At 69.7% G+C, this 21865-nt stretch carries 20 protein-coding genes; 13 read left to right on the top strand and 7 right to left on the bottom strand.

Annotated features, from left to right (window positions below; all coding sequences use genetic code 11):
- Positions 1-85 precede the first annotated feature (85 nt).
- Together AB0I35_RS24875 and AB0I35_RS24880 are read left to right on the top strand one after the other, a co-directional pair.
- A complete protein-coding gene (locus AB0I35_RS24875) occupies positions 86-892 on the top strand; it encodes a DUF5602 domain-containing protein (protein WP_357398677.1) in 807 nt (268 codons plus the stop codon).
- A 53-nt stretch (positions 893-945) separates the two neighbouring features.
- Entirely contained in the window at positions 946-3690 is a 2745-nt protein-coding gene (locus AB0I35_RS24880) for an AAA family ATPase (RefSeq protein WP_357398678.1), read from the top strand.
- Here the strand turns inward: AB0I35_RS24880 and AB0I35_RS24885 are convergent.
- From AB0I35_RS24885 to AB0I35_RS24915, 7 genes are all read right to left on the bottom strand, one after another.
- Positions 3684-4634: a D-isomer specific 2-hydroxyacid dehydrogenase family protein gene (locus AB0I35_RS24885; protein ID WP_357398679.1), complete on the bottom strand. Its 951-nt coding sequence runs from the start codon at positions 4632-4634 to the stop codon at positions 3684-3686. The genes AB0I35_RS24880 and AB0I35_RS24885 overlap by 7 nt on opposite strands.
- Before the next feature lie 77 nt (positions 4635-4711).
- The gene (gene ligD / locus AB0I35_RS24890; protein WP_357398680.1) at positions 4712-5671 is read right to left on the bottom strand and encodes a non-homologous end-joining DNA ligase; all 960 of its coding nucleotides are present in this window, start codon (positions 5669-5671) and stop codon (positions 4712-4714) included.
- 63 nt (positions 5672-5734) lie between these two features.
- Positions 5735-6124 (bottom strand): hypothetical protein, encoded by a 390-nt coding sequence (locus AB0I35_RS24895; protein WP_225281022.1) that lies wholly within the window; start codon positions 6122-6124, stop codon positions 5735-5737.
- A gap of 62 nt (positions 6125-6186) precedes the next feature.
- On the bottom strand, positions 6187-7278 hold the full coding sequence (locus tag AB0I35_RS24900; protein WP_357398682.1) for a methyltransferase: 1092 nt from the start codon (positions 7276-7278) through the stop codon (positions 6187-6189).
- 77 nt (positions 7279-7355) lie between these two features.
- Entirely contained in the window at positions 7356-9479 is a 2124-nt protein-coding gene (locus AB0I35_RS24905) for an ATP-dependent DNA helicase RecQ (RefSeq protein WP_357398683.1), read from the bottom strand.
- Between the two features lie 61 nt (positions 9480-9540).
- The gene (locus AB0I35_RS24910; RefSeq protein ID WP_357398684.1) at positions 9541-10752 is read right to left on the bottom strand and encodes an RtcB family protein; all 1212 of its coding nucleotides are present in this window, start codon (positions 10750-10752) and stop codon (positions 9541-9543) included.
- Positions 10753-10907: 155 nt separating this feature from the next.
- On the bottom strand, positions 10908-11783 hold the full coding sequence (locus AB0I35_RS24915; RefSeq protein WP_357398685.1) for a ribokinase: 876 nt from the start codon (positions 11781-11783) through the stop codon (positions 10908-10910).
- Positions 11784-12023: 240 nt separating this feature from the next.
- On the opposite strand from AB0I35_RS24915, the gene AB0I35_RS24920 reads away from it, so the two are divergent.
- The 11 genes from AB0I35_RS24920 to AB0I35_RS24970 all read left to right on the top strand — a co-directional run bounded on the left by AB0I35_RS24920 (position 12024) and on the right by AB0I35_RS24970 (position 21837).
- Positions 12024-13289 (top strand): glutamate-5-semialdehyde dehydrogenase, encoded by a 1266-nt coding sequence (locus AB0I35_RS24920; RefSeq protein WP_357398686.1) that lies wholly within the window; start codon positions 12024-12026, stop codon positions 13287-13289.
- The gene (locus AB0I35_RS24925; RefSeq protein WP_157105062.1) at positions 13286-14164 is read left to right on the top strand and encodes a MoxR family ATPase; all 879 of its coding nucleotides are present in this window, start codon (positions 13286-13288) and stop codon (positions 14162-14164) included. Before AB0I35_RS24920 ends, AB0I35_RS24925 begins: the two co-directional genes overlap by 4 nt.
- Positions 14165-14167: 3 nt before the next feature.
- Positions 14168-15559, top strand: a complete 1392-nt coding sequence (locus AB0I35_RS24930; protein ID WP_357398687.1) for a VWA domain-containing protein — start codon at positions 14168-14170, stop codon at positions 15557-15559.
- Between the two features lie 11 nt (positions 15560-15570).
- Positions 15571-15906, top strand: a complete 336-nt coding sequence (locus AB0I35_RS24935; RefSeq protein WP_067642348.1) for an MmcQ/YjbR family DNA-binding protein — start codon at positions 15571-15573, stop codon at positions 15904-15906.
- A gap of 161 nt (positions 15907-16067) precedes the next feature.
- Positions 16068-17201, top strand: coding sequence for a hypothetical protein (locus tag AB0I35_RS24940; RefSeq protein ID WP_357398689.1), 1134 nt, complete (start codon positions 16068-16070; stop codon positions 17199-17201).
- An 11-nt stretch (positions 17202-17212) separates the two neighbouring features.
- On the top strand, positions 17213-17857 hold the full coding sequence (gene nadD, locus AB0I35_RS24945) for a nicotinate-nucleotide adenylyltransferase (protein WP_067486262.1): 645 nt from the start codon (positions 17213-17215) through the stop codon (positions 17855-17857).
- Complete coding sequence (gene rsfS / locus AB0I35_RS24950) at positions 17854-18270, top strand: ribosome silencing factor (protein WP_067486264.1); 417 nt, start codon at positions 17854-17856, stop codon at positions 18268-18270. The genes nadD and rsfS overlap by 4 nt, the downstream gene beginning before the upstream one ends.
- Complete coding sequence (locus tag AB0I35_RS24955) at positions 18267-18926, top strand: histidine phosphatase family protein (RefSeq protein WP_357398690.1); 660 nt, start codon at positions 18267-18269, stop codon at positions 18924-18926. Before rsfS ends, AB0I35_RS24955 begins: the two co-directional genes overlap by 4 nt.
- The gene (gene octT / locus AB0I35_RS24960) at positions 18916-20439 is read left to right on the top strand and encodes a diglucosylglycerate octanoyltransferase (protein ID WP_357398691.1); all 1524 of its coding nucleotides are present in this window, start codon (positions 18916-18918) and stop codon (positions 20437-20439) included. Before AB0I35_RS24955 ends, octT begins: the two co-directional genes overlap by 11 nt.
- A 3-nt stretch (positions 20440-20442) precedes the next feature.
- Positions 20443-21285 carry a DegV family protein gene (locus AB0I35_RS24965; protein ID WP_357398693.1) on the top strand — a complete coding sequence of 281 codons (843 nt, stop codon included), beginning with the start codon at positions 20443-20445 and terminating at the stop codon, positions 21283-21285.
- Between the two features lie 63 nt (positions 21286-21348).
- A complete protein-coding gene (locus AB0I35_RS24970) occupies positions 21349-21837 on the top strand; it encodes a GNAT family N-acetyltransferase (protein ID WP_357398694.1) in 489 nt (162 codons plus the stop codon).
- Positions 21838-21865 lie beyond the last annotated feature (28 nt).

Raw genomic sequence — 21865 nt, forward strand, 5'->3', positions numbered from 1 at the left:
CTCCTACCGTCAGGACAGATCCGTTGACTGGAGGAGCTATGACCTACGTGTTCGAGGCGGCCGTCCGACGCACGGAACTGAGGTGATGACCATGCGTACTCGCGGCATCACCACGGCACTGGCCGCCGTTCTCGTGCTCGCCTTCGGCGCGGCCTGCGGTGACGACAGTGACGCGACGACCTACTACGGCGACGAACTCGCCCTCGGCAACGGGCAGATCCGCACCTACGTGACCACCGACGACTCGGGCAAGCCGACCGAGGTCGGCCTGCGAATCCAGGAGGCGGCGCTGGAGGGGCTGCCCATGCCCGCCGGCGCGCCGGAGGGCCCACCCCCCGCCGGTAGACCCCTGGCGCTGCCGAAGGAAGCGGCGGGCGCGGTGGTCGACCACCTCACCTTCGACTGGGTGCCGCACGGCCATCCACCGGTGGGCATGTTCGACAAGCCGCACTTCGACGCCCATTTCTATTTCATCGACGCGGCGGCGGTGACGGCGATCAGCCCGCAGGATCCGCAGTTCCTGGCGAAGGCGGCCGTGAACCCGGACGCGAAATACATGCCCGCCGGTTACGTGACGGCACCCGAGCCGATCGAGGTGCAGGCGGTCCCCGCGATGGGTGTGCACTGGCTGGATATGAGCAATCCGGTCGCACCGGGCCAATTCACGCACACCCTGATCAACGGCTCCTGGGACGGCCAGTACATCTTCACCGAGCCGATGTTCACCCTGGAATGGTTGCTCACCAAGCCCTCGTTCACCGGTGACATCCCGCAACCACAGGCCTACCAGCGCACCGCGCGGTATCCGACCACCTATTCGATCAGCTTCGACGATACGTCCGACGAGTATGTGGTGACGGTCGGTGGGCTCACCGATCGCACCGCTTCCTGACCCTTCTGCAAGCCCCTCACCTGCGAGTAGGCTCGTCTACTCGGAGGTGAGGTGTGATCGCCGAGCTGATCGGGCGCGAGTGGGAGCTGGCGGACCTGCTGGCCCGGCTCGACGATGCGGTCCACGCGGTTCCACAGCAGGTGATCTGTACCGGCGAGGCCGGAGTCGGCAAGACCAGGTTGGTCGCCGAGCTGGCGGCGCGCGCACGTGAACGCGGGGTACGCACGCTCTGGGCGCGAGCGCTCGAGCTGCCCGATCCGCCGCCGTTCTGGTTGTGGCGCCAGGCGCTCGGTCCGGGGATCGCCGCGCCCGACGGCGACCGGGTCGCGCTGTTCGAGGCGTTCGCGGCGAGCTTGGACGACAGCGCGGCAACCGGCACGTTGCTGGTGATCGACGACATCCACTGGGCCGACGAGCCGTCGCTGCAGGCCCTGCTCTATGTCGTGCGCGGGCTGCGGGATCGCCGGGTCATGGTGTGCGCCACCGAGCGCACCGGTGCCGAGGACGGCGGCTGGACCGCGATCAAGCCCGAACTGCTGCGTGAACCGGTCACCGCCTCGCTGCCTGTGCGCGGCCTCTCGCCTGCGGACTCGGCGCGCTGCCTGCAGCTCGAGGCCGGCCGCGCCTTGCCAGCCGAACTCGCGGACCGTGCGTTCGACATGACCGGTGGAAACCCCTTCTACCTTCGTGAACTCGGCCGGTCGATGCGTGGTGCCACCGACGACGCGCTGCGCCTGCCGACCAGTCTGCGCGAGGTGGTGCGCGCGCGGATGGTGCCGCGGTCGGCCCGGGCCGTCGAGCTGTTGCGGGCGGCCTCGATTCTGGGTGAGCGGTTCTCGATCGCCGTCGCCGCGCGGCTGGTCGAGCGCTCGGCGGCCGACTGTCTGGCCGCGGTGGACGAAGCGGTCGACGCGGGTTTGCTGGCGACCGACGACGATCCGGGCACTGTGCGGTTCGCGCACGCGCTGGTGCGGGCGGCCCTGCTCGACGATCTGTCGCTGCACCAGCGCGTGGTGCTGCATCAGCGGGCGGCCCTGGCCATCGAGGCGTTGTATCCCGATGCGGTGGAGGCGAATTCGGCCGCATTGGCCTGGCACTGGGCGAACGCGGCGGTGACCGGAGCACACGAACCCGCCGTGCGCTGGGCGCGCCGCGCCGCACAGGTGGCGTTGCGGGAGCTGGCTTTCGAGGACGCCGTGCGCTTCTACGGGCTGGCGATGACCCATGCGGCCGAGCTGGCGCCGCTCGAGCGTGGCAGGTTGCTGCTGGAGCGGGCCGCCGCACAGGTCCGCGCGGGTCGCCTCGTCGCCGCCCGTGCCGATTGCGTCGCCGCCGAGGCACTGGCCCGCAAGGCAGGGGAGCCGGTCCTGCAGGCCGAGGCGGCCTTGGTGCTCGAGCCGATCGGGGAGCGCGGCTGGGACCGCGATATCGCCGACGCGTGCGCCGAAGCGCTCGCCGCCGCCGATTTGCCCCTTTCGCTGCGCGCCCGGTTGCTGGCCCGGTCCACCGAAACCGCGATCTATCTGGGCCGCTCACAGGGTGTCGACGCGTCGAGCCGGGTCGCGCTCGCGGTGGCCGAGCGCAGTGACGACCCGGCGGTCCTCGCCGCCGCGTTGCGGGCCCGTCAGCTCGCCTGCAGCGGACCCGACCATCGCGAGGAACATCGCGAACTCGCCACCAGAATGATCGCCGCGGGCGAGCACGCGCGCGACCCGGCCATGGAGATGTGGGGCAGGTTGTGGCGCATCGATGCGCTGTGGGAACAGGGTGATCTGGGCGCGATCACCAGGGAGCTGTCGTGCCTGTCCTGGTGTACCGAGCACACCGGCGGTCCGATGGCGCGGTGGCACCGGCTGGTCGCGGAAGCCGCACTGGCGCAGGCGCGCGCCGAGTTCGACGACGCGCTCGACCGAGCCCGGCGAGCGCACGAGCTGGCCACCGCGCTCGGCCATCCCGCCGCGTTCGGCGCCTACCGATCACTGCTGATCGTGGTCGGGCACCACCGCGGCCATCCGCCGGAGGCACTGACATTGCCGCAGGCTCCGGTGCGTGGCGAGGTGCGCAATCTGCTGTTCGCCGCGCTCGGCACCGCGTTCCCGATGGTGGACAGCGGCATGACCGCGGCGGCCGAGTCCCTTTACCGTGGCCTCGGCCGTCCCGGAACCTGGGTGTTCCCACCGTATTTCGCGCTCGATGTGCTCGCCGTCGGTGGTGCGGTCGCGGCCGGTCTCGGCATCGTCGACGACGTGGCCTACTTCCGTGAGCGGCTGACCCGCTACCGCAACGGCCACGTCACCGGCGGCGGTGGCAATGCGCACTATCTCGGACCCGTCACGATGTGGCTCGGAAAATTCGCTGCCGCACTGGACGATCCGGATACCGCCGAAAAGGACCTGCGCGCGGCGGCGCGGACCGCCCGCACGATCGGCGCCCCCGGATTCGCCGTCGAGGCCGACTGCGAACTGGCCGAACTCCTGCTCGCCCGGGGCGCCACCGCCGAAGCCGTCGCTGTGGCCGAGGGTGTGTTGCCGGTGGCCGAATCGGTCGGGATGACGCCGTGGATCGAGCGGTTGCGGATGGTCGCGGTGCACGAAAACAGTGGCACGACACTGACTCCGCGCGAACGCGAGGTCGCCCGCCTCGTGGCACGTGGCCTCACGAACCGGGAGATCGCTGCCGCGCTCGTCCTGTCCGAACGCACCGCGCAGAACCATGTGCAGCACATTCTCACCAAACTCGGCTTCACCAGCCGCAGCCGCATCGCGTCCTGGGTCGGCAGCGGCCGCATCGATCAGTAACCGCGCCGCGGATCCACGATCGCCCGCAAGGGTTCGCCCGCCACGAACCGGGCGACGTTGGCGCCGACATGATCGGCGAAAGCGGCCAGGCGCAGTTGCGGCGGATTGGAATCGTGCGGAGTGATGATCGCGTTCGGCAGGTCCCACAGCGGATGCCCGTCGGGCAGCGGTTCCGGGTCGGTGACATCGAGTCCGGCACCGCCGATGATGCCGCGCCGCAGTGCGTCGACCAGCGCGTCGGTGTCGATCAGGCTGCCGCGCGCCACATTCACCACCCACGACGACGGCTTGAGCCTGGCCAGCTCGTCGGCCCCGATCAGATGACGAGTCTGCGCGGTCGCCGGGGCCGCGACGACCACGTGGTCGGTGTGGGACCAGACCCGTCCGAGCTGGTCGGCGGGCACCGTCTCCACGTCGGCGCCGATTCCGGGTCCGGCGACGCGGTTGCCCGACCGGTTCACCGCGATCACGTGCGCACCGAGCGGGGCGAGCATCGGGATCAGCGCGCGGCCGATACCGCCCGCGCCGACGATCGTCACGGTCTTGCCGCGCAACGACCCCACGTGCGGGAAGAACTCGCGCTGCCGCCACGAGGTCGCGCGCAACTGCTCGGGCAGATACCGCACGCCCGCCAGCAACAGCATCAGCGCGTGCTCGGCGACGCTGTGCGCGAAGGCGCCCGCCGCGGAGGTGAACGTCGGGCCAGGGTGGGCGGCGAACACGCCCGCATCGAAGAAGTCCTCGATACCCGCGGCGGGCAACTGCACCCAGCGCACCGACGCAGGCAATGCGGCCGGGAAGTCAGCGGGCGTCCCGGTCCAGATCAGAGCGTCGGCGTCGGTGAGCGGACCGACCCGGGCACCCGCGCCCACAACCGCCTTCTCGAGCAGTCGCGGAGCGTTCGGGTCCGGACCGATCGCGACGGTGATCGCGGATTCCTGCACAAAGTCCTCCTGGTTGGTGCCGGGGCGGGCAGAGTTCCGATTCTCCCGGACCGCCGGGACCGCGTCGAGCCAGGACCTCACGATTCGTCGAGATCGACCGGTTCGTCCACGCCGTGGCGGTCGGCGAGTTCCAGCAGTGGGGTGATGTCGAAGACGGCGTCGTCCATGTCGGCCTGGATGTCACCGAGCTCGGCGTAGCGGGCGGGCACGGTCCGGATCGTGAAATCACGAGGATGGATGGAGTCGATCTCGTCCCAGCGCACCGGTGTCGACACGGTTGCCTCGGGGACACCACGCACCGAATAGGCGGCGGCGATGGTGTGGTCACGCGCGTTCTGGTTGTAGTCGACGAACAGGGCGCTCGGGTCGCGATCGCGCCGCCACCACGCGGTCGTCACATCGCCGGGCGCGCGTCGCTCGACTTCCTGGGCGAAGGCCAGCGCCGCTCGGCGAACCTGCTGGAATCCGTGCTCGGGCGCGATCCGCACGTAGACGTGCAGGCCGTGACCGCCGGAGGTCTTCGGCCAGCCGACGGCACCGAACTCGTCGAGGACCTCGCGCACCACCCCGGCGACGCGCTGCACCCGTGACCACGGGCAATCGGGCATGGGATCCAGATCGATGCGCCACTCGTCGGGTGACTCGGTGTCGGTCGAGCGGGAATTCCAGGGGTGGAACTCCACGGTGGACATCTGCACCGCCCACGCGACGTCGGCGAGCTTCTCGACACAGAGTTCGTCGGCGTGCCTGCCGTAGCGCGGGAAGTACACCCGCACGGTCGGAATCCAGTCGGGCGCACCGGCGGGCAACCGCTTCTGATGGACCTTGTCACCGGCCAGGCCCTTGGGGAACCGGTGCAGCATGCACGGCCGGTCACGCAGCGCGTCGACGATGCCGTCCCCGACGCTGAGGTAGTAGTTCACCAGGTCGAGCTTGGTCACGCCGAGCTCGGGGAAGTACACCCGGTCGGGATTGCTGACCCGTACCGTGTGCTCACCCACCGGCAGTTCGACCGCCGGAGCCGCAGACTTGGCCACACGCGCAACGATAGACGAGCGGGCCCGCCCCGTGGCCGGGTAGCGGACCCGCGTGGCGCGCGACTACAGCTCGTACACCCCGAAAGCCCGGTGCTGGATGCACATCGGCATCACATGTACCTGCTCGGTCCATTCGAACTTGGCCGCCGCCTCGACGGTTTCGCGTTCGGCGACGCACACGGTGTTGGTGCCGGGCATCGTCAACGGGTTGAGCACCGCCAGCGGGATGCCCGCGTGGATGCCGCTGTAGAGACCGCCGCTGAAGCACAGCGGGGTGATGGCGATGCCGCGCCGTGCGCTTTCGCGGTCGGCGGCGGCCTGGGCGCCCGGCACACCGGAGCAGTCGAGCGGGTTCTCGTTCGTCGCCTGGGCAGGGGCGGTGAAAAGGGTGAAGCCGGCCGCACAGCCCGTGGCGACGGCCATCAGGGTTCGAGCAAATGTGGTCCTGGTCATAGCCGCATTGAAACACTGCTCACCGGCGGTATACACAATCGGCGACGGCGTGTCGGGCCCGATCAGCGCGCGACGGCCTCGAGTACACAGACCGGCGCCACGGTCTCCACCGTGCGCTTCAAGGTGAAACCGCTGCGGTCGAGCAGGGCACGGAACTGGGCTTCGGTGCGTTCGTGGCCGCCCTCGGTATTGACGAGCATCTCCAGATCCACGAATTTGCCCGGGTGCGGCCGATGATGCTCGGGCAGCACCAGCTCGATCACCAGCAGCGTCGCGGTCGGGCCCATGGCGGCGCGGACGGTACGCAGGATGCGTTCGGCGTGCTCGTCGGACCAGTCGTGGACGATGTTCTTGAGCAGATAGGCGTCGGCGCCCGCGGGCACGGCCTCGAAGAACGAGCCCGCTTCCACCGTGCAGCGTCGGCCGAGTCCGGCTGCGGCGAGATCGGTGCTCAGATCCTCGACCACGCCCGGCAGATCGAACACCACCCCGGTGGACGACGGGTGCCGGCGCAGAATCTCGACGAGCAGACTGCCACGCCCGCCGCCGACATCGACGACTGTGTCGAACCGGCCGAAGTCGTAGGCGGCGAGCAGCGGTTCGATCGACAGCGTGCCGATGCTGGTCATCGCGCGGTCGAACAGGTCGCCCACCGCACGATTGCGCGCGGCGTATTCGAAGAAGCTCGCGCCCTCCAGCGCCTGCCCGACCGCCTCGCCGGTGCGAACGGCATCGCCGAGGTGGGTCCAGTGGTTGCGGTGGTAGGGCGAGCCGAAGAACCGGGCCACCTCGCGCATGGTCACCGCCGCGTCGCCGCGCAACGCCTCACCGATGCGGGTCAGGGCGTAGCTGCCGTCGCGGCGCTGGGCGAATACCTCGTAGCTCACGAGCAGCCGCAGGAGCCTGCGCAGTCCGTCCTCGTCCACCTCGAGCGCGCTCGCCAGTTGCGCGGAAGTGCGCGGGCCGTCGGCGAGCTGGTCGGCGATGCCGAGCTCGGCGGCGGTGCTGATGGCCTGGGAGAGGAACCCCGCGAACTGCAGTTCCAGCAGCGCGATGTGGCCGGGGACGAGCCGCCGGTGGAGTCTGGCCAGCGCGTCACGCACCCGGTCGAACGCGTGGACCACGGGAATCGGGGGCAGCTTCTTCGATGTCATCACGACTCCATCGTCGGCCGTTCGACCTGCGCGTACGTGCTGAGAGTACGGGATCGGACGCGCTGGGCGGGAGCGGATCAGGTCGGCGTGGCCAGCGCGAACGGGAGCACAGCGTCCGCGCCGCTCGTCCGGAGGGCGTGGGCGGCGACGGTCATGGTCCAGCCGGTGTCGGTGAGGGTGTCGACCAGCAGGATCGGTCCGTCCACCTGCGACAGGTCGGGTACCTCCCAGTAGTCGAACAATCCCGCCACGCGGTGGGCCGAGTTCGCCGCCGAGACCGGAGGGCGGTCGGGGCGCGCGTGCAAGGTGCCCAGGTCGGTGAGTCGGCCGATCTGGGCGAGCCGCTGCGCGAGACTGGTGGTGAGCTGGGGGTAGCGCGGCGATTCCAGGGCGAGGACCGAGGTGGGGCGAGCCGCCCAGTCCCAGTCGCGCAGTACGGCGATGCAGGCGTCGAACACCGCGTCGGGTACCGGGGCGTCCGGTCCGTCGAGCAGGGCGCGCAGGCGCTGGCCCCAGCCCAGATCGGTGAGCCGGCCGAGCACCCGTCCGGTCTCGGCGCCGCCGGTGATCTTGCCCGACAACGGGATTCCGAGTTTCGCCATGCCGGTCGGCCACTGTTTGCGGGGGGCGAGGTCGAGGCCGGGGCGGTCGAGCCGGGCCCGGGTGGCGGCGATCGCGGCGTCGTCGACGCTGGTGTCGGGACGGGTGCCGGTGCAGTTGTCGCAGCGGCCGCAGTCGAGCTCGGCGGTGGCCAGGCCGTCGAGACCCGGGTCGTCGAGCTGGCGGCGCAGGAACGTCATGCGGCAGGTCGTGGTCGACTGGTAGTCGATCATCGCCTGTTGCTCGGCGTCGCGGGCGGCGGCGAGACGTTCGTAGCGTTCGGTGTCGTAGGTCCAGTGCTGGCCGGTGGACAGCCAGCCGCCGCGCACGCGGCGAACCGCGCCGTCGACGTCGAGCACCTTCAGCACCATCTCGAGCCGCGAACGGTTCAGCTCGACGAGCGGTTCGAGCGCCGCCGTCGACATCGCACGATCCGTGTCGAGGGCCGCGAGCACCGAGCGCACGATGTGTTCGCGGGGGAAGGCAACGGAGGCGAAGTAACTCCAGATGCGCGCGTCCTCCGGGCCGGGCAGCAGCACCACTTCGGCGCGGTCGGTGCCGCGTCCCGCGCGGCCGACCTGCTGGTAGTAGGCGATCGGCGAGGACGGCGCGCCGACGTGCACCACGAAACCGAGGTCGGGCTTGTCGAAGCCCATCCCGAGTGCCGAGGTCGCGATCAGGGCTTTGACCTCGTTGTTCAGCAGGGCCGCTTCGAGCGCTTCGCGTTCGGCCGGGTCCGTTTGGCCGGTGTAGGCGGCGACGGTGTGGCCGTGGGTGGCGAGCACGTCGGCCAGGTCGTTCGCCGCGGCGACGGTGAGGCAGTAGATGATGCCGGAACCGGGCATCCGATCGAGGTGGGCGCCGAGCCACGCCGTGCGCTGCACCGCGTCGTCGAACCGGACCACCGACAAGTGCAGCGACTCGCGATCCAGGGTGCCGCGCAACACGAGCGTGTCGGTGCCGATCTGCCCGGCCACATCGGTGACGACCCGGTCGTTGGCGGTCGCCGTGGTGGCCAGCACCGGCACGTCGGTGCCGAGGTCGGCGATGAGGGTGCGGATGCGGCGGTAATCGGGACGGAAATCGTGACCCCAATCCGACACACAGTGCGCCTCATCGATCACGACCAGCCCCGCATCGGCCGCGAGTCTCGGCAGCACCTGGTCGCGGAAGTCGGGATTGTTCAAGCGTTCCGGACTCACCAGCAGCACATCGACCGCACCGTCGGCGACCCGCTGATGGATCTCGTCCCACTCGGTGACATTGCCCGAGTTGATGGTGGCCGCGACCACCCCCGCCCGTTCGGCGGCGGCCACCTGGTTACGCATGAGGGCGAGCAACGGCGACACGATCACCGTCGGCCCCCGACCCGCCCAGCGCAGCAGTTTGGCCGCGATGAAATACACCGCGGACTTACCCCAGCCGGTGCGCTGGACGACCAGTGCCCGGCTGCGCCGCACGACGAGCGCCTCGATCGCCGTCCACTGGTCCTCGCGGAGCCGGGCTTGCGGCCCGGCGAGGTCGCGGAGCAGCTCCTCGGCGCGTTCGCGCAGGTCGGGAGCCATCAGGTCGAGCACGTCGTTACCTGCCGCTGTGGTCATGGGCTCTATGCTGCCCCACCCCACCGACAGGTTTGATCGGCGATACAGAGCTCCCGCCGAGTCACCCCTTCACGCACAGGACCTGACGCAAGGTCGCGACCACATCGACCAGATCGGTCTGGGCCGCGATCACCTCGTCGATGTCCTTGTACGCGGCCGGGATCTCGTCGACCACGCCCGCGTCCTTACGCGACTCGACGCCCTCGGTCTGGGCGATCAGGTCCGCGACGGTGTACTGCCGCTTGGCCGCGTTGCGGCTCATCCGTCGTCCGGCGCCGTGCGAGGCCGACTGGAACGACAGCGGATTGCCCTTGCCGCGCACCACATAGGACCGTGTGCCCATCGACCCCGGAATCAGCGCCAGCTCACCGGCACCCGCCCGCACCGCGCCCTTGCGGGTCACCAGCATCGGCACATCGTCGATGATCTCTTCGGCCACATAGTTGTGATGGCAGCTGATCGGCTCCTCGAAACGCACCGGCCGCTCGCCGAATTCGTCCCGCACCGCCCGGCACACCAGCGACAGCATCACCGCGCGATTGCGCGCCGCGTACTCCTGGGCCCAGGTGAGGTCCCGGCGATAGGCGTCCATCTCCGGTGTGCCGGAAAGGAAAACGGCCAGATCGCGATCGGGCAGCGACTGGTTGTGCGACAGCGTCCGCGCGATCGCCATGTGCCGCTCCGCCAGCTCCTTGCCGATATTGCGCGAGCCGGAGTGCAGCAGGATCCACACGGCGTCGTCCTGGTCGAGGCAGATCTCGATGAAGTGGTTGCCGCCGCCGAGCGATCCGATCTGCTTGTGCGCCTTGGACTCCAACGCGGAAACACCAGGGTGCAGCTCGCCGAATTCACGCCAGAACCGGTCCCATCCCTTGGTACGCGCGGACTGCCCGTGCGACCCGGCATGCAGCGCGGTGACGTTCACCGCCTCCTTGTGCGCGCTGAAACCCACCGGCACCGCCTGCTCGATCCGCGAACGGAGCGAGCGCAAGTCGTCGGGCAGATCCGCCGCCGTCAGGTCCGTCTTCACGCTCTCCATACCGCACCCGATGTCGACGCCGACGGCGGCGGGCGCCACCGCGTCGCGCATGGCGATGACCGAACCGACCGTCGCGCCTTTGCCCAGGTGCACATCCGGCATCACGCGCAGCCCGTGCACCCAGGGCAGTTCCGCGATATTGCGGAGCTGCTTCAGTGCGGCCTGCTCGATCTGGTGCTCGTCTGCCCACATGAGCGTCTGCGCTCGGGTACCGCGCAGCTCGACGGGAAACATGGTCGGTCCTTTCCTTGGTGTAATACCAACGGTAGGGGCCGTGTCGTGGGCGGCGCACCCCATTTACCACGCGGTCGCGGGTGGGTGGAACGTTGCCGGTGTCCCATTCGCTCCTAGTGCGGCGGCGCGGTCGGTGCCTTCCTCGCCACCGCGGATCAGCGATTCTCGGCGAGCGCGGCCGCGATCTGTTCCCGGCCGGGGATGGACGCGCTGGCGCCGAGGCGGGTAGTCGCCAGCGCACCGGCCGTGTTCGCCCAGTTCAGGGCGGCGGCCGCGCCCTGTGACCAGGTTGCTACGAGGGCGCCGGTGAAGGCATCGCCCGCGCCCGTCGTGTCGACCACGTCGACACGGCGCCCACCGGCGATCAGTTCCGTGTCGCCGCCACGGTAGACCGCACCGTCGGGGCCAAGGGTTCGCACCACGTGCGCGACCGGCCCCAGGGTCGACGAGAACTGTTCGTACTCCAGCGAATTCACGATCGCCAGGTCGACATCGGCCCACAGTCGCGCGGGCAGCGGCTGGACGGGGGAGGGGTTCAGGGCGACGAGTGTTCCTGCGGAGGCGGCGTGGTGTGCGGCCGCTGTGACAGTTTCGAGGGGGATCTCGAGCTGGCACAGCAGGATGTCGGCGGCCCCGATCGCCGCGAGCTCCGCTTCGGTCAGGTCGGTCATCCGGCCGTTCGCACCGGCCACGACGATGATGCTGTTCTCGCCCGCACCGTCGACCACGATCGTCGCTACCCCGCTCGGGCCGGGGACCGTGCGCAGCAGGGTGGTGTCGATGCCCGCGTCGTCGAGGGTCGCGCGCAGGGTGGCGCCGAAGGCGTCGTCGCCGACCGCGCCGAGGAAACGCACGCGCGCACCGGTGCGGGCCGCCGCGATCGCCTGGTTGGCGCCCTTGCCGCCCGGAATCGTGGCGAATCCGGACCCGAGCACCGTCTCGCCCGGAGCCGGCCGGTGCGCCGTGGTGGTGACCAAATCCATGTTGACGCTGCCCAACACCACGACGGTCGGCACAGCGGAGCGGTCCATGCGTCGAATTTAGCGGTGACGGCGTTGCCGATGCGGGTTTCGGGCTGTCGGTGTGTGAACCAAGCCTTTGCGTGCTCGCCGAGGCGACGCGGTCCGTCGCGACTCGGTATCAGTGGCGTGTGCAGCGCGCGGCAACCGGGCAAGACCCTGTGGACAACTCGGTCCCGCTGCCGGTCGGAGCCACATTCCGGGTCCCGGGTGGCGTCGAGCGGGACAGGCACAATGCGTACGCTGATACCCATGACGGTAGAAGTGACCCCCGAGCTCGACATCCGCGCAGCGGTGCACGACGCCGCCCGCAGGGCTCGCGTCGCGTCCCGTGCGCTCGCTCAGCTCACCACGGCGCAGAAGAACGACGCACTGCACGCCGCGGCCGATGCGCTGCTCGCCGCGGCCGACCGCGTGCTCGCGGCCAACGACGCCGATATCGAGACCGCCCGCGCGGCGGGCACCCAGGAGAACCTGCTCGACCGGCTGCGGCTCACCAAGGCCCGCATCGACGGGATCGCCTCGGGCCTGCGTCAGGTCGCCGGCCTGCCCGATCCGGTCGGTGTGGTCGTGCGCGGCAGCACCCTGCCCAACGGGCTCGAGATCCGGCAGACCAGGGTGCCGCTCGGCGTGGTCGGCATGGTGTACGAGGCACGGCCCAATGTCACCGTCGACGCCTTCGGCCTGGCACTGAAGTCGGGCAACGCGGCGCTGCTGCGCGGCTCGTCCTCGGCGGCGAACTCCAATGCCGCGCTCGTGGAGATCCTGCGCGAAGCGCTCACCGCCCAGGGCATTCCGGCCGACTCGGTGCAGCTGCTGCCGAGCAACGACCGGTCAAGCGTCACCCACCTGATCCAGGCGCGCGGCCTGGTCGATGTGGTCATCCCGCGCGGCGGTGCGGGCCTGATCAACGCGGTCGTCCGCGACGCGCAGGTGCCGACCATCGAGACCGGCACCGGCAACTGCCACGTCTACGTGCACAGCGCCGCCGATCTCGACATGGCCGAGGCGATCGTGCTCAATGCCAAGACTCGCCGTCCCAGCGTGTGCAACGCCGCCGAGACGCTCCTGGTCGATGCCGCCGTCGCCGAGACCGCGCTGCCGCGGCTGAGCAAGGCACTCGAGGACGCGGGCGTCACCATTCACGGTGACCTGCCCGGTCAGGTGCCCGCCACCGATGCCGACTGGGGCGAGGAGTACCTCACCATGGATATCGCCGTGAAGGTCGTCGACGGCCTCGACGCCGCGGTCGAGCACATCAACACCTGGGGCACCGGCCACACCGAGGCCATCGTCACCGCCGACCTGGCCGCCGCGCGTGAGTTCACCGCCCGCGTCGACGCGGCCGCCGTGATGGTCAACGCCTCCACCGCGTTCACCGACGGCGAGCAGTTCGGCTTCGGTGCCGAGATCGGCATCTCCACCCAGAAGCTGCACGCCCGCGGCCCGATGGCCCTGCCCGAACTCACCTCCACCAAGTGGATCGTGTGGGGCGACGGCCAGACTCGGCCGGTGTGACCGTGACCCTGGTACAGGAACCGATCTTCACCTCGGTCGACGACGTCATCGCCCGGCTGGCCACCACCGGCTACCTGGCCGACAAGGCCACGGCCACTTCGGTGTTCCTCGCCGACCGGCTGGGCAAACCGTTGCTCATCGAGGGCCCGGCAGGCGTCGGCAAGACCGAACTCTCGCGCGCGGTCGCCCAGGTCGCCGACGCCGAACTGGTGCGTTTGCAGTGCTACGAGGGTGTCGACGAGGCTCGCGCCCTCTACGAGTGGAACCACGCCAAGCAGATCCTGCGGATCCAGGCGTCGAGCGAAAACGATTGGGCCGAAACCAAAGCCGACGTCTTCACCGAGGAGTTCCTGCTCTCCCGTCCGCTGCTCACCGCGATCCGGCGCACCGATCCCACGGTGCTGCTGATCGACGAGACCGACAAGGCCGACGTCGAGATCGAGGGTCTGCTGCTCGAGGTCCTCAGCGATTTCGCGGTCACCGTTCCGGAGCTCGGCACGATCACCGCCACCCGTAAGCCGTTCGTGGTGCTCACCTCCAACGCCACCCGCGAACTGTCCGAGGCCCTCAAGCGTCGCTGCCTGTACCTGCACCTGGACTTCCCCGACGAGGATCTCGAGCGCCGCATCCTGGCCAGCCGGGTACCCGAGCTGTCGGCGGTGGTGTCCGAGCAGCTGGTGCGCATCGTGCATGTGCTGCGCGGCATGCAGCTCAAGAAGCTGCCGTCGGTCGCCGAGACGATCGACTGGGGCAACACCCTGCTCGCACTGGGTTCCCAGGATCTCGACGACGCCACCGTGCGGGCCACGCTCGGCGTGGTGCTCAAGCACCGCAGTGACCACCAGCGCGCACTGTCCGAGCTGAAACTGGCCTGAGGTATGACCGCGCCCGCGCCCCACGGCATCAGTGGTCACGTCGCGGGTTTCGTCGCGGCGTTGCGCTCGCGTGGCGTGCCGGTCGGTCCGTCGGAAACCGTCGACGCGGGCCAGGTACTCACCGTGCTCGACCTGCTCGATCGGGAAGCGGTGCGGGAGGGTCTGGCCTGTGCTCTGCTGCGCAGGCCCACCCACCGCGCCACCTTCGACAGCCTCTTCGACCTGTGGTTCCCGGTCGCCGTCGGGCAGCGCACTGCCGAGGCGCCCGAACTGCCGCGCACACCCGACGGGCGCGTCGATCTGCCCACCCTGCGCGAACAGCTCGCCGAATTGCTCGCCACGCCCGACAGCGGCAACCAGCTCGAGTTGCTCGCCGCCCAGGTGGTGGAGCAGCTCGGGCGGTACCAATCGGCGCGTGGGCCGTCGTTCTCCGCCTACCAGGCGCTCAAAGACCTTGCGCCCCAGACCTTGCTGGCGCGGGCGCTGGGCGGTCTCGCCCTCCCACCCGACGCGAGCGAACGCGACGCCGAGATCGCGCAGCGCCTGCTGCGGATGCGTATCGCCGGGTTCCGCGCCACCGTGGAGGAGGAGACGAACCGCCGCGTCGCCGAGCAGATCGGGCGGGAACGGGTCGCCACCTACGGGGTGGCCCGGCAAGCGGAGGACGCCGATTTCCTGCGCGCCTCCGAACGCGAACTGGCCGATCTGCGCCGGGGAACCCACCGGCTGGCGCGCATTCTCGCCTCGCGTTTGGCGGTGCGGCGCAAGCGTTCCCGTCGCGGCGAGATCGACCTGCGCAAAACCCTTCGGGCATCGATGTCCACCGGTGGCGTGCCGATCGATCTGGTGCAGCGCAAACCGCGCCCCGGGCGCCCTGATCTGGTTCTGCTGTGCGACATCTCCGGCTCGGTGGCCGGCTTCAGCGGTTTCACCCTGCTGCTGGTGAGCGCCCTGCGCGAACAGTTCTCCCGGGTGCGGATCTTCGCGTTCGTCGACCGCACCGACGAGGTCACCGACTACTTCGGCCCGCAAACCGGTCTCGACGACGTGCTCACCAGAATCTTCACCGAGTCCACCGTCATCGACTCCGACGGCCACTCCGACTACGGCCAGGCCTTCACCAGCTTCGCCGACAACTTCGGTGACGCCGTCACCAGCCGCACCTCGCTGCTCGTCCTCGGCGACGGCCGGACCAATTACCGCAACCCGCGGGTCGATACGCTGCGCGGTCTGGTCGAAACCGCCAAACACGCGCACTGGCTCAACCCCGAGCCGCACAACCTCTGGGGCACCGGCGATTCGGCCGCACCCGACTACGGTGCGGTGATCGAGATGCACGAATGCCGGTCGGCCCGCCAGCTCACCGACGTCGTGTCGAAACTGCTGCCCGTCTGAGGAGCCGCGAGATGGATGTATTGGCGTACTGCCTGGCCAAACCCGGTGCGTGGGAAGACGAACCGTGGGAGGGCGACACCGTGGCCAAGGTGGGCGACAAGGTGTTCGCGTTTCTCGGCGCGGGCACATCGATCGGTCTCAAATGCGGGCGAGACCGCGCCGAGGCCGACGAACTGGTCACCATCTACCCCGACGATGTCACCGCCTCGGCCTACATCGGCCGCTACGGCTGGAACAGCATTCGCGTCGGCGGCGCCGTTCCCGACGACGAACTACGTGAGCTCATCGACGCGTCCTACGACGCGATCGTCGCCAAACTCCCGAAGTCCAAACGGCCGCAGCGCTGAAACGTTGAGCGGACGTTAAGCCACTTGTAGGGGCGAACCACCAAGATCACCGCCATGCTGGCAGGGGCGTCGCGCGACGACGGGCGAACTGAACATCGGGGATCGGACCGGAAGATCGGCTTCGTCGCCCGCGTCTGTGTCGTGCGGATGTGGTTCGCCCGGTGAGCGACCGGTTCGCCGCCGAGAAACCTGACGCTCGAGCCGAATTCGCCGCCCCAGCCGCACTCGCCGGGCCGCCCGAACACGCCGCGCGAGTCGGCGAGTCGATCGACGAGGGGGCCGCCGACGACGCGGAGCTGCGGGTCGGTGCACCCGCCGGTCAGCCAGGTGCCTCCGGTTCCGCTGCCGCCGAGGCAGCCCGCCTTCTCGAGCCCGGTTCGCTCGCCCGCGCCGCGCGAAAGCTCGCGCGGATCGCGGCGGCCCGACTGATCGATGCGCCGGACGCGGCCGAGCAGCAGTTGCGGCGCGCACTCGTCGTCGGCGCGGCGGAGCTCGGGGCACGGGAGCGGGCGGAGCTGCGGTCACGGCTGGTCACCGCGATCGCCGCCCAACCCGGTCGCGCTCGCGATGTCGCCCGCGCGGCTGCCGCGGCCGCCGCCGATTGGGCGCCGATCTCGGCGGCCGACTCGGCACATCTGTGGATCGTCTCGGGCCGCTCGTGGCACCGGGCGGGAGCGCATACCGAGGCGGCGCGGGCGTTCGACCACGCGCTGCTCGGCGGGGCTGTCGGCTACCCACCCGGCGAGCTCGCGCAGGTTCGTGCGGTCTTCGCCGAATCGCTCAACCACCTCGGCCGCTACCGTCAGGCCGCCTGGCAGTTCACCGAGGCCGCGCGCCTGATCGCCGCGTCACCCACCGAGCGGCACCGGCACGCCGATCTGCTGTGGTCGGCGGCGGTGGCAAGGGAATGTTGCGGGCAGGAATCGGAGGCGCTCGGCGGCTACCTGCGCGCGGCCGGGCTCTGGGGTGAACAGGACAAGATCGTGCCCCGCGCGCGCTGCCTGCGCGCGGCGGCCTGGCTGCAACTGCGCGGCCCCGGCGGGACGCTGCGCGGCCCGTGGTGGGTGACCCTGGACGTGCTGCTCACCGAGCTGAACCGCCTCGTCGCCGTCGACCCGGCCGCCCATCATGTCGAGGAGCTGCGTCGCACCCGCAGTCAGTTCGCCCAGATGTGCGCCCAGGCCTCGGGCACGGTCGAGCACCGACCGGCCGAAGCGGGCCCGCGACCACGGCGAGCCGAGCGGCCCCGATTCCCGGAGCCCTCCGATCCGTACGAATGGTGGCGCTCCTATTAAGCTCGGACCTCATGCACGAGACAGCCCGGCCGCGCCGCAAGCTCGGCGTGATGGGTGGCACGTTCGATCCCGTTCACCACGGTCACCTCGTCGCCGCCAGCGAGGTCGCGCACCTGTTCGACCTGGACGAGGTGATCTTCGTCCCGACCGGTCAGCCCTGGCAGAAGGCGGGCAAACAGGTCAGTCCCGCCGAGGACCGCTACCTGATGACGGTGATCGCCACCGCGTCCAATCCGAGGTTCTCGGTGAGCCGGGCCGACATCGAACGCAACAAGGTCACCTACACCGTCGACACCCTGCGCGAGATGCAGAGCGCCCATCCCGACGCCGAGCTGTACTTCATCACCGGTGCGGACGCGCTGGCCAACATCCTGACATGGCAGGATTGGGCCGAACTGTTCGAACTGGCGAAGTTCGTCGGGGTGAGCCGTCCGGGGTACGAGCTGAACACCGACCATCTCGAGGAACATCTGCGGGACCTGCCCGCCGATGCCGTCACGATGATCGAGATCCCCGCGCTGGCCATCTCGTCGAGCGAATGCCGGCGCCGCGCCGCCCAGGGTCGGCCGGTCTGGTACCTCGTCCCCGATGGCGTGGTGCAGTACATATCGAAGCGGCACCTCTATGTGCCCGCAGGAACGGAAGGTAAGGCATGAGCGCCACCGCCGAAGCGGTCGAGATGGCCAGAGTCGCCGCACTCGCGGCCGACGACAAGCTCGCCACCGATGTCGTTGTCCTCGACGTCTCCGAACAGCTGGTGATCACCGACTGCTTCGTGATCGCGTCGGCGCCCAACGAGCGTCAGGTCAACGCGATCGTCGACAACGTCGAGGAGAAGCTGCGCGAGGCCGGGCACAAGCCGGTTCGTCGCGAGGGCACCCGCGAGGGACGCTGGGCGCTGCTCGACTACGTCGACGTGGTCGTGCACATCCAGCACAACGACGAGCGCAACTTCTATGCCCTCGAACGCCTGTGGCGTGACTGCCCGACGGTTCCCGTCGATGGTATCGCCGCACCCAAGGCCCCGGCCGCCGACGACGACGCGCAGGCAGAGGCAGACAGCGAGTGAGCAAGTACGCCCATGTGCGCACGCTGATCCTGCTGCGGCACGGGCAGACCGAATGGAACGCCGCCGACCGGATGCAGGGCCAGATCGACACCGATCTCACCGAGCTCGGTCGTCAGCAGGCCAAAGAGGCTGCCCGCGAGCTCGTTTCACGTAATGCCATCGCCGTCCACGCCTCCGATCTGCGTCGTGCCAAGGAAACCGCGCAGGCTCTGGGCGACCTCAGCGATCTGCCGGTGATCACCGACACCCGCTTGCGCGAGACCAACCTGGGTGACTGGGAAGGCCTGACCCACCTCGAGGTGGACGCCGACTATCCCGGCGCCCGGGTGCAGTGGCGGCTCGATGCCACGTACCGTCCGCCCGGTGGCGAGAGCAAACTCGAGGTCGGTGCCCGGTCGCTGCCCGTGGTGCGCGAACTGTACAACGAGCGGCAGGATTGGCCCGGTCGGACTATCATCCTGGTTGCGCACGGCGGGCTGATCGCTGCCCTGACGGCCGCGTTGCTGGATCTGCCACCGGAGAACTGGCCTGCCCTCGGTGGGCTGGCCAATACGAGCTGGGTGCAGCTGTCCAGTCACGGCCCGGATATCGACCGACCCGGCTGGCGCCTCGATGTTTGGAACGCAGCGGCGAAGGTAGCTCCCGATGTCCTCTGAAGAGCCCGTCCGATCGGTACCGGACGAATTGTTCCAGCAGGTGACGGCCAAGCCCGGACGGCAATTGCCGGACGCGCTGTTCGGCCCGCCACCGGCGCGGCCCGCACGCCCCGAGCGTGAGGAGCCGATCCGTTCGGTACCCGACGAACTCTTCAAGCAGGTCACCGCGCGCAGTACGCGGTCGCTGCCCGACGCGCTGTTCGGGCCGCCGCCTTCTCCGGCCGCCGAACCCGAGGCCGATTCGTCGTCCGAGGGCGAGTCCGGTTCGGGTGCACAGGATTCCGGTGCGGAGTCGTCCGACGACGAGGGTTCCGTAGCGGCGAATGTCGTCGACGACGTCGGAAAGGTCGGCGCCGGTCCGGCCGACGGCGCCGACGCATTGACAGACGGCTCGGATTCCTCTGCAGCCCAGGCTGATACCGGCACTCCGGTGTCTTCGGCCACGGACACCGACTCCGTGTCGCACGCGCGGAACGACTCGAACACCAAGACTGGTCCGGTCGACACGCAGGCTGCGGATCAGGTCGACCCGACTCTGCAGCGGACTGATGAATCGGTTGCTACCGAGGCGGAATCCCGTCCCGCGCAGACAGAAACGGCTCAGCCGCAGGCGGACGCGGGCGAAGGGGAGCGCACTGTGAAGTCTTTGCCGGCGCCTTCCCCGGCTCAACCGACCGATGGTGTGAGCGTGGCGCCGAGTGTCCTCGCGGAACCTGCTGCCCCGCAGACTCAGTCGATCAGCACCGTCGATGTCGAGACGCCCGCCGTTCGGCAGGAGGCCTCGACCGAGGCGGTGGAGCAGGCGTCGCCTCGGCCGGTGCTGTTGGTGATCGCCGATTCGCTCGCCTACTTCGGCCCCAAGGGTGGATTGCCGGCCGATGATCCGAGGATTTGGCCGAATCTGGTGGCGGCCGAACTGGATTGGGATGTCGAGCTGGTCGCCCGGATCGGGTGGACCTGCCGTGACGCCTACTGGGCACTGATCGGTGATCCCCGGGTGTGGGCCGCCGTGCCGCGCGCGGGGGCTGTCGTATTCGCCGTCGGCGGCATGGACACCCTGCCGTCGCCGCTGCCCACCGCCCTGCGGGAGACGATCCGCTACATCCGTCCGCCTCGGCTGCGTCGCGGGGTGCGGGCCACCTACAACTGGCTGCAGCCGAAGCTGTCGAAACTCGGTCGCCCCGTTGCTCTTCCACCGAGGGTGAGCGTGGACTATCTGGAGCAGTCGCGTGAGGCGCTGACCCAGTTGCGTCCGGAGCTGCCGGTGGTCGCGGTATTGCCGTCGGTGCATCGCTGCGATGCGTACGGCCGTGTGCACCGTGGTCGGCCGCGTGCGGTGAAGGCGTTGCGGGCGTGGTCGGCGCGTACCTCGGTGCCGCTGGTCGACCTCGGCGAAGCCGTGCGCGACGACATCGAATCGGGATCGGCCAACCCCGACGGTATCCACTGGGGCTGGGCCGGGCATCAGGCTGTCGCCACGGCCATGACCAAGGCGCTGCAGGAGGTCCGGTAGTCCGTGGCCGTTGTGGTGGTCACCGATTCGGCGGCGGGGTTGTCCGCCGACCTCGTCGACGAGCTCGGTATCGAAGTGGTGCCTCTGCACGTGCTGGTCGGAGACCGGCAGTTGCGCGAGGGCGTCGAGCCGGTCGAGATCGACTACAGCGCCGACTCGGTCACCACGTCGGCGGCCTCGCCGGGCGAGTTGCGCGAGGCCTACGAACGCGCCATGGAGCACAGCGGCGGCGACGGAGTGGTCGCCGTGCATCTGTCGCGGATGTTGTCGGCGACCTGGGAGGCCGGGCGACAGGCGGTGAGCGAGATGGGCGCCGAGGGCCGTGTGCGCCTGGTGGATTCGCTCGGCGCGGGCTTGGCCACAGGATTGCCCGTACTCGGCGCCGCCCGCCGCGCCCGCGCCGGTGACACCCTCGACGCGGTCTACGAGTGTGCGGTGGCCGCCGCCACCCGTGCCCGCACCTTCATTCTGGTGAACCGCACCGAACAGTTGCGCAAGGGCGGCAGGCTCAGCAGCGCGGCTGCCTTCTTCGGTAGCGAGCTCGTCACCAAACCGCTGCTGCAGTTGGTCGAGGGCAAACTGGAGCTGCGGGAGAAAGTGCGTACCCGGTCGCGCGCCGTGACCAAGCTCGTCGCCGCCGCGACGTCCGCCGCGGGCCCCGACGGCGTAGCCCTCGGTATCCAGCACCTGGGTGCCGCCGAGGCCGCCGAGTCCCTGGCTACCCAACTGCGCGAACAGAATCCCACCCTCACCGAACTCCACATCGCGGAATTCGGCCCCACGCTCGGTGTCCACCTCGGTGTGGGCGCCCTCGGCGTCGCGGTACTGCCCGGCGGATGCGCCTAGGCCGAGAATCTCGGTGACCACAACCGGCGCGCCCGGATCGGTCCCCTGCTTACGGTGGAGAACATGACCGCCTCCACCACGCGACCGACCCCACCTGCCGTCGAAGTGCTGACCGTCGACTGGGAGCATCCGGACGCGCACGTGCTGCGCGCGGAGATGTCGGCGGAGGTCGCCCCGCGCTACGCGTATATCGAATTCGTCGGGCCGCCGCCGACACTCGTCGACCCGAGCACCGTCCACAAGACCTTCGTGGCCTACGCGGGCCGGACGCCCGCGGGCCATGCCGCGGTGCGCTGGAACGCCGGGGATCTGGAGCTCAAGCGGATGTTCGTCCGGCCGGCTTTTCGTGGCACGGGCACAGCGACGGCTCTGCTCGCGGCCGCCGAAGCAGCAGCGCGGGAGGCGGGGCAACCGCGGCTCATCCTGCAGACCGGGCACCTTCAACCCGATGCGGTGCGGTTCTACGAACGCAGCGGATACCACCGCATCCCGCTGTTCGCGCCGTATCACGAGCTGCCGCTGTCGAACTGCTTCGCCAAGAACCTGGCCTGAAAGGGTGCGGTGGCCGGGCTCTACGATG

The sequence above is a fragment of the Nocardia sp. NPDC050378 genome (assembly GCF_040655675.1).
GTDB classification, from domain to species: Bacteria; Actinomycetota; Actinomycetes; order Mycobacteriales; family Mycobacteriaceae; genus Nocardia; species Nocardia coubleae.

Excerpts from the sequence above, each read along its gene's own strand:
- AB0I35_RS24875 (WP_357398677.1), top strand. The coding sequence starts at position 86 with ATGACCATGCGTACTCGCGGCATCACCACGGCACTGGCCGCCGTTCTC.
- AB0I35_RS24895 (WP_225281022.1), bottom strand. The coding sequence starts at position 6,124 with ATGACCAGGACCACATTTGCTCGAACCCTGATGGCCGTCGCCACGGGC.
- AB0I35_RS24900 (WP_357398682.1), bottom strand. The coding sequence starts at position 7,278 with ATGACATCGAAGAAGCTGCCCCCGATTCCCGTGGTCCACGCGTTCGAC.
- AB0I35_RS24905 (WP_357398683.1), bottom strand. The coding sequence starts at position 9,479 with ATGACCACAGCGGCAGGTAACGACGTGCTCGACCTGATGGCTCCCGAC.
- AB0I35_RS24910 (WP_357398684.1), bottom strand. The coding sequence starts at position 10,752 with ATGTTTCCCGTCGAGCTGCGCGGTACCCGAGCGCAGACGCTCATGTGG.
- AB0I35_RS24915 (WP_357398685.1), bottom strand. The coding sequence starts at position 11,783 with ATGGACCGCTCCGCTGTGCCGACCGTCGTGGTGTTGGGCAGCGTCAAC.
- AB0I35_RS24920 (WP_357398686.1), top strand. The coding sequence starts at position 12,024 with ATGACGGTAGAAGTGACCCCCGAGCTCGACATCCGCGCAGCGGTGCAC.
- AB0I35_RS24930 (WP_357398687.1), top strand. The coding sequence starts at position 14,168 with ATGACCGCGCCCGCGCCCCACGGCATCAGTGGTCACGTCGCGGGTTTC.
- AB0I35_RS24935 (WP_067642348.1), top strand. The coding sequence starts at position 15,571 with ATGGATGTATTGGCGTACTGCCTGGCCAAACCCGGTGCGTGGGAAGAC.
- nadD (WP_067486262.1), top strand. The coding sequence starts at position 17,213 with ATGCACGAGACAGCCCGGCCGCGCCGCAAGCTCGGCGTGATGGGTGGC.
- rsfS (WP_067486264.1), top strand. The coding sequence starts at position 17,854 with ATGAGCGCCACCGCCGAAGCGGTCGAGATGGCCAGAGTCGCCGCACTC.
- octT (WP_357398691.1), top strand. The coding sequence starts at position 18,916 with ATGTCCTCTGAAGAGCCCGTCCGATCGGTACCGGACGAATTGTTCCAG.
- AB0I35_RS24970 (WP_357398694.1), top strand. The coding sequence starts at position 21,349 with ATGACCGCCTCCACCACGCGACCGACCCCACCTGCCGTCGAAGTGCTG.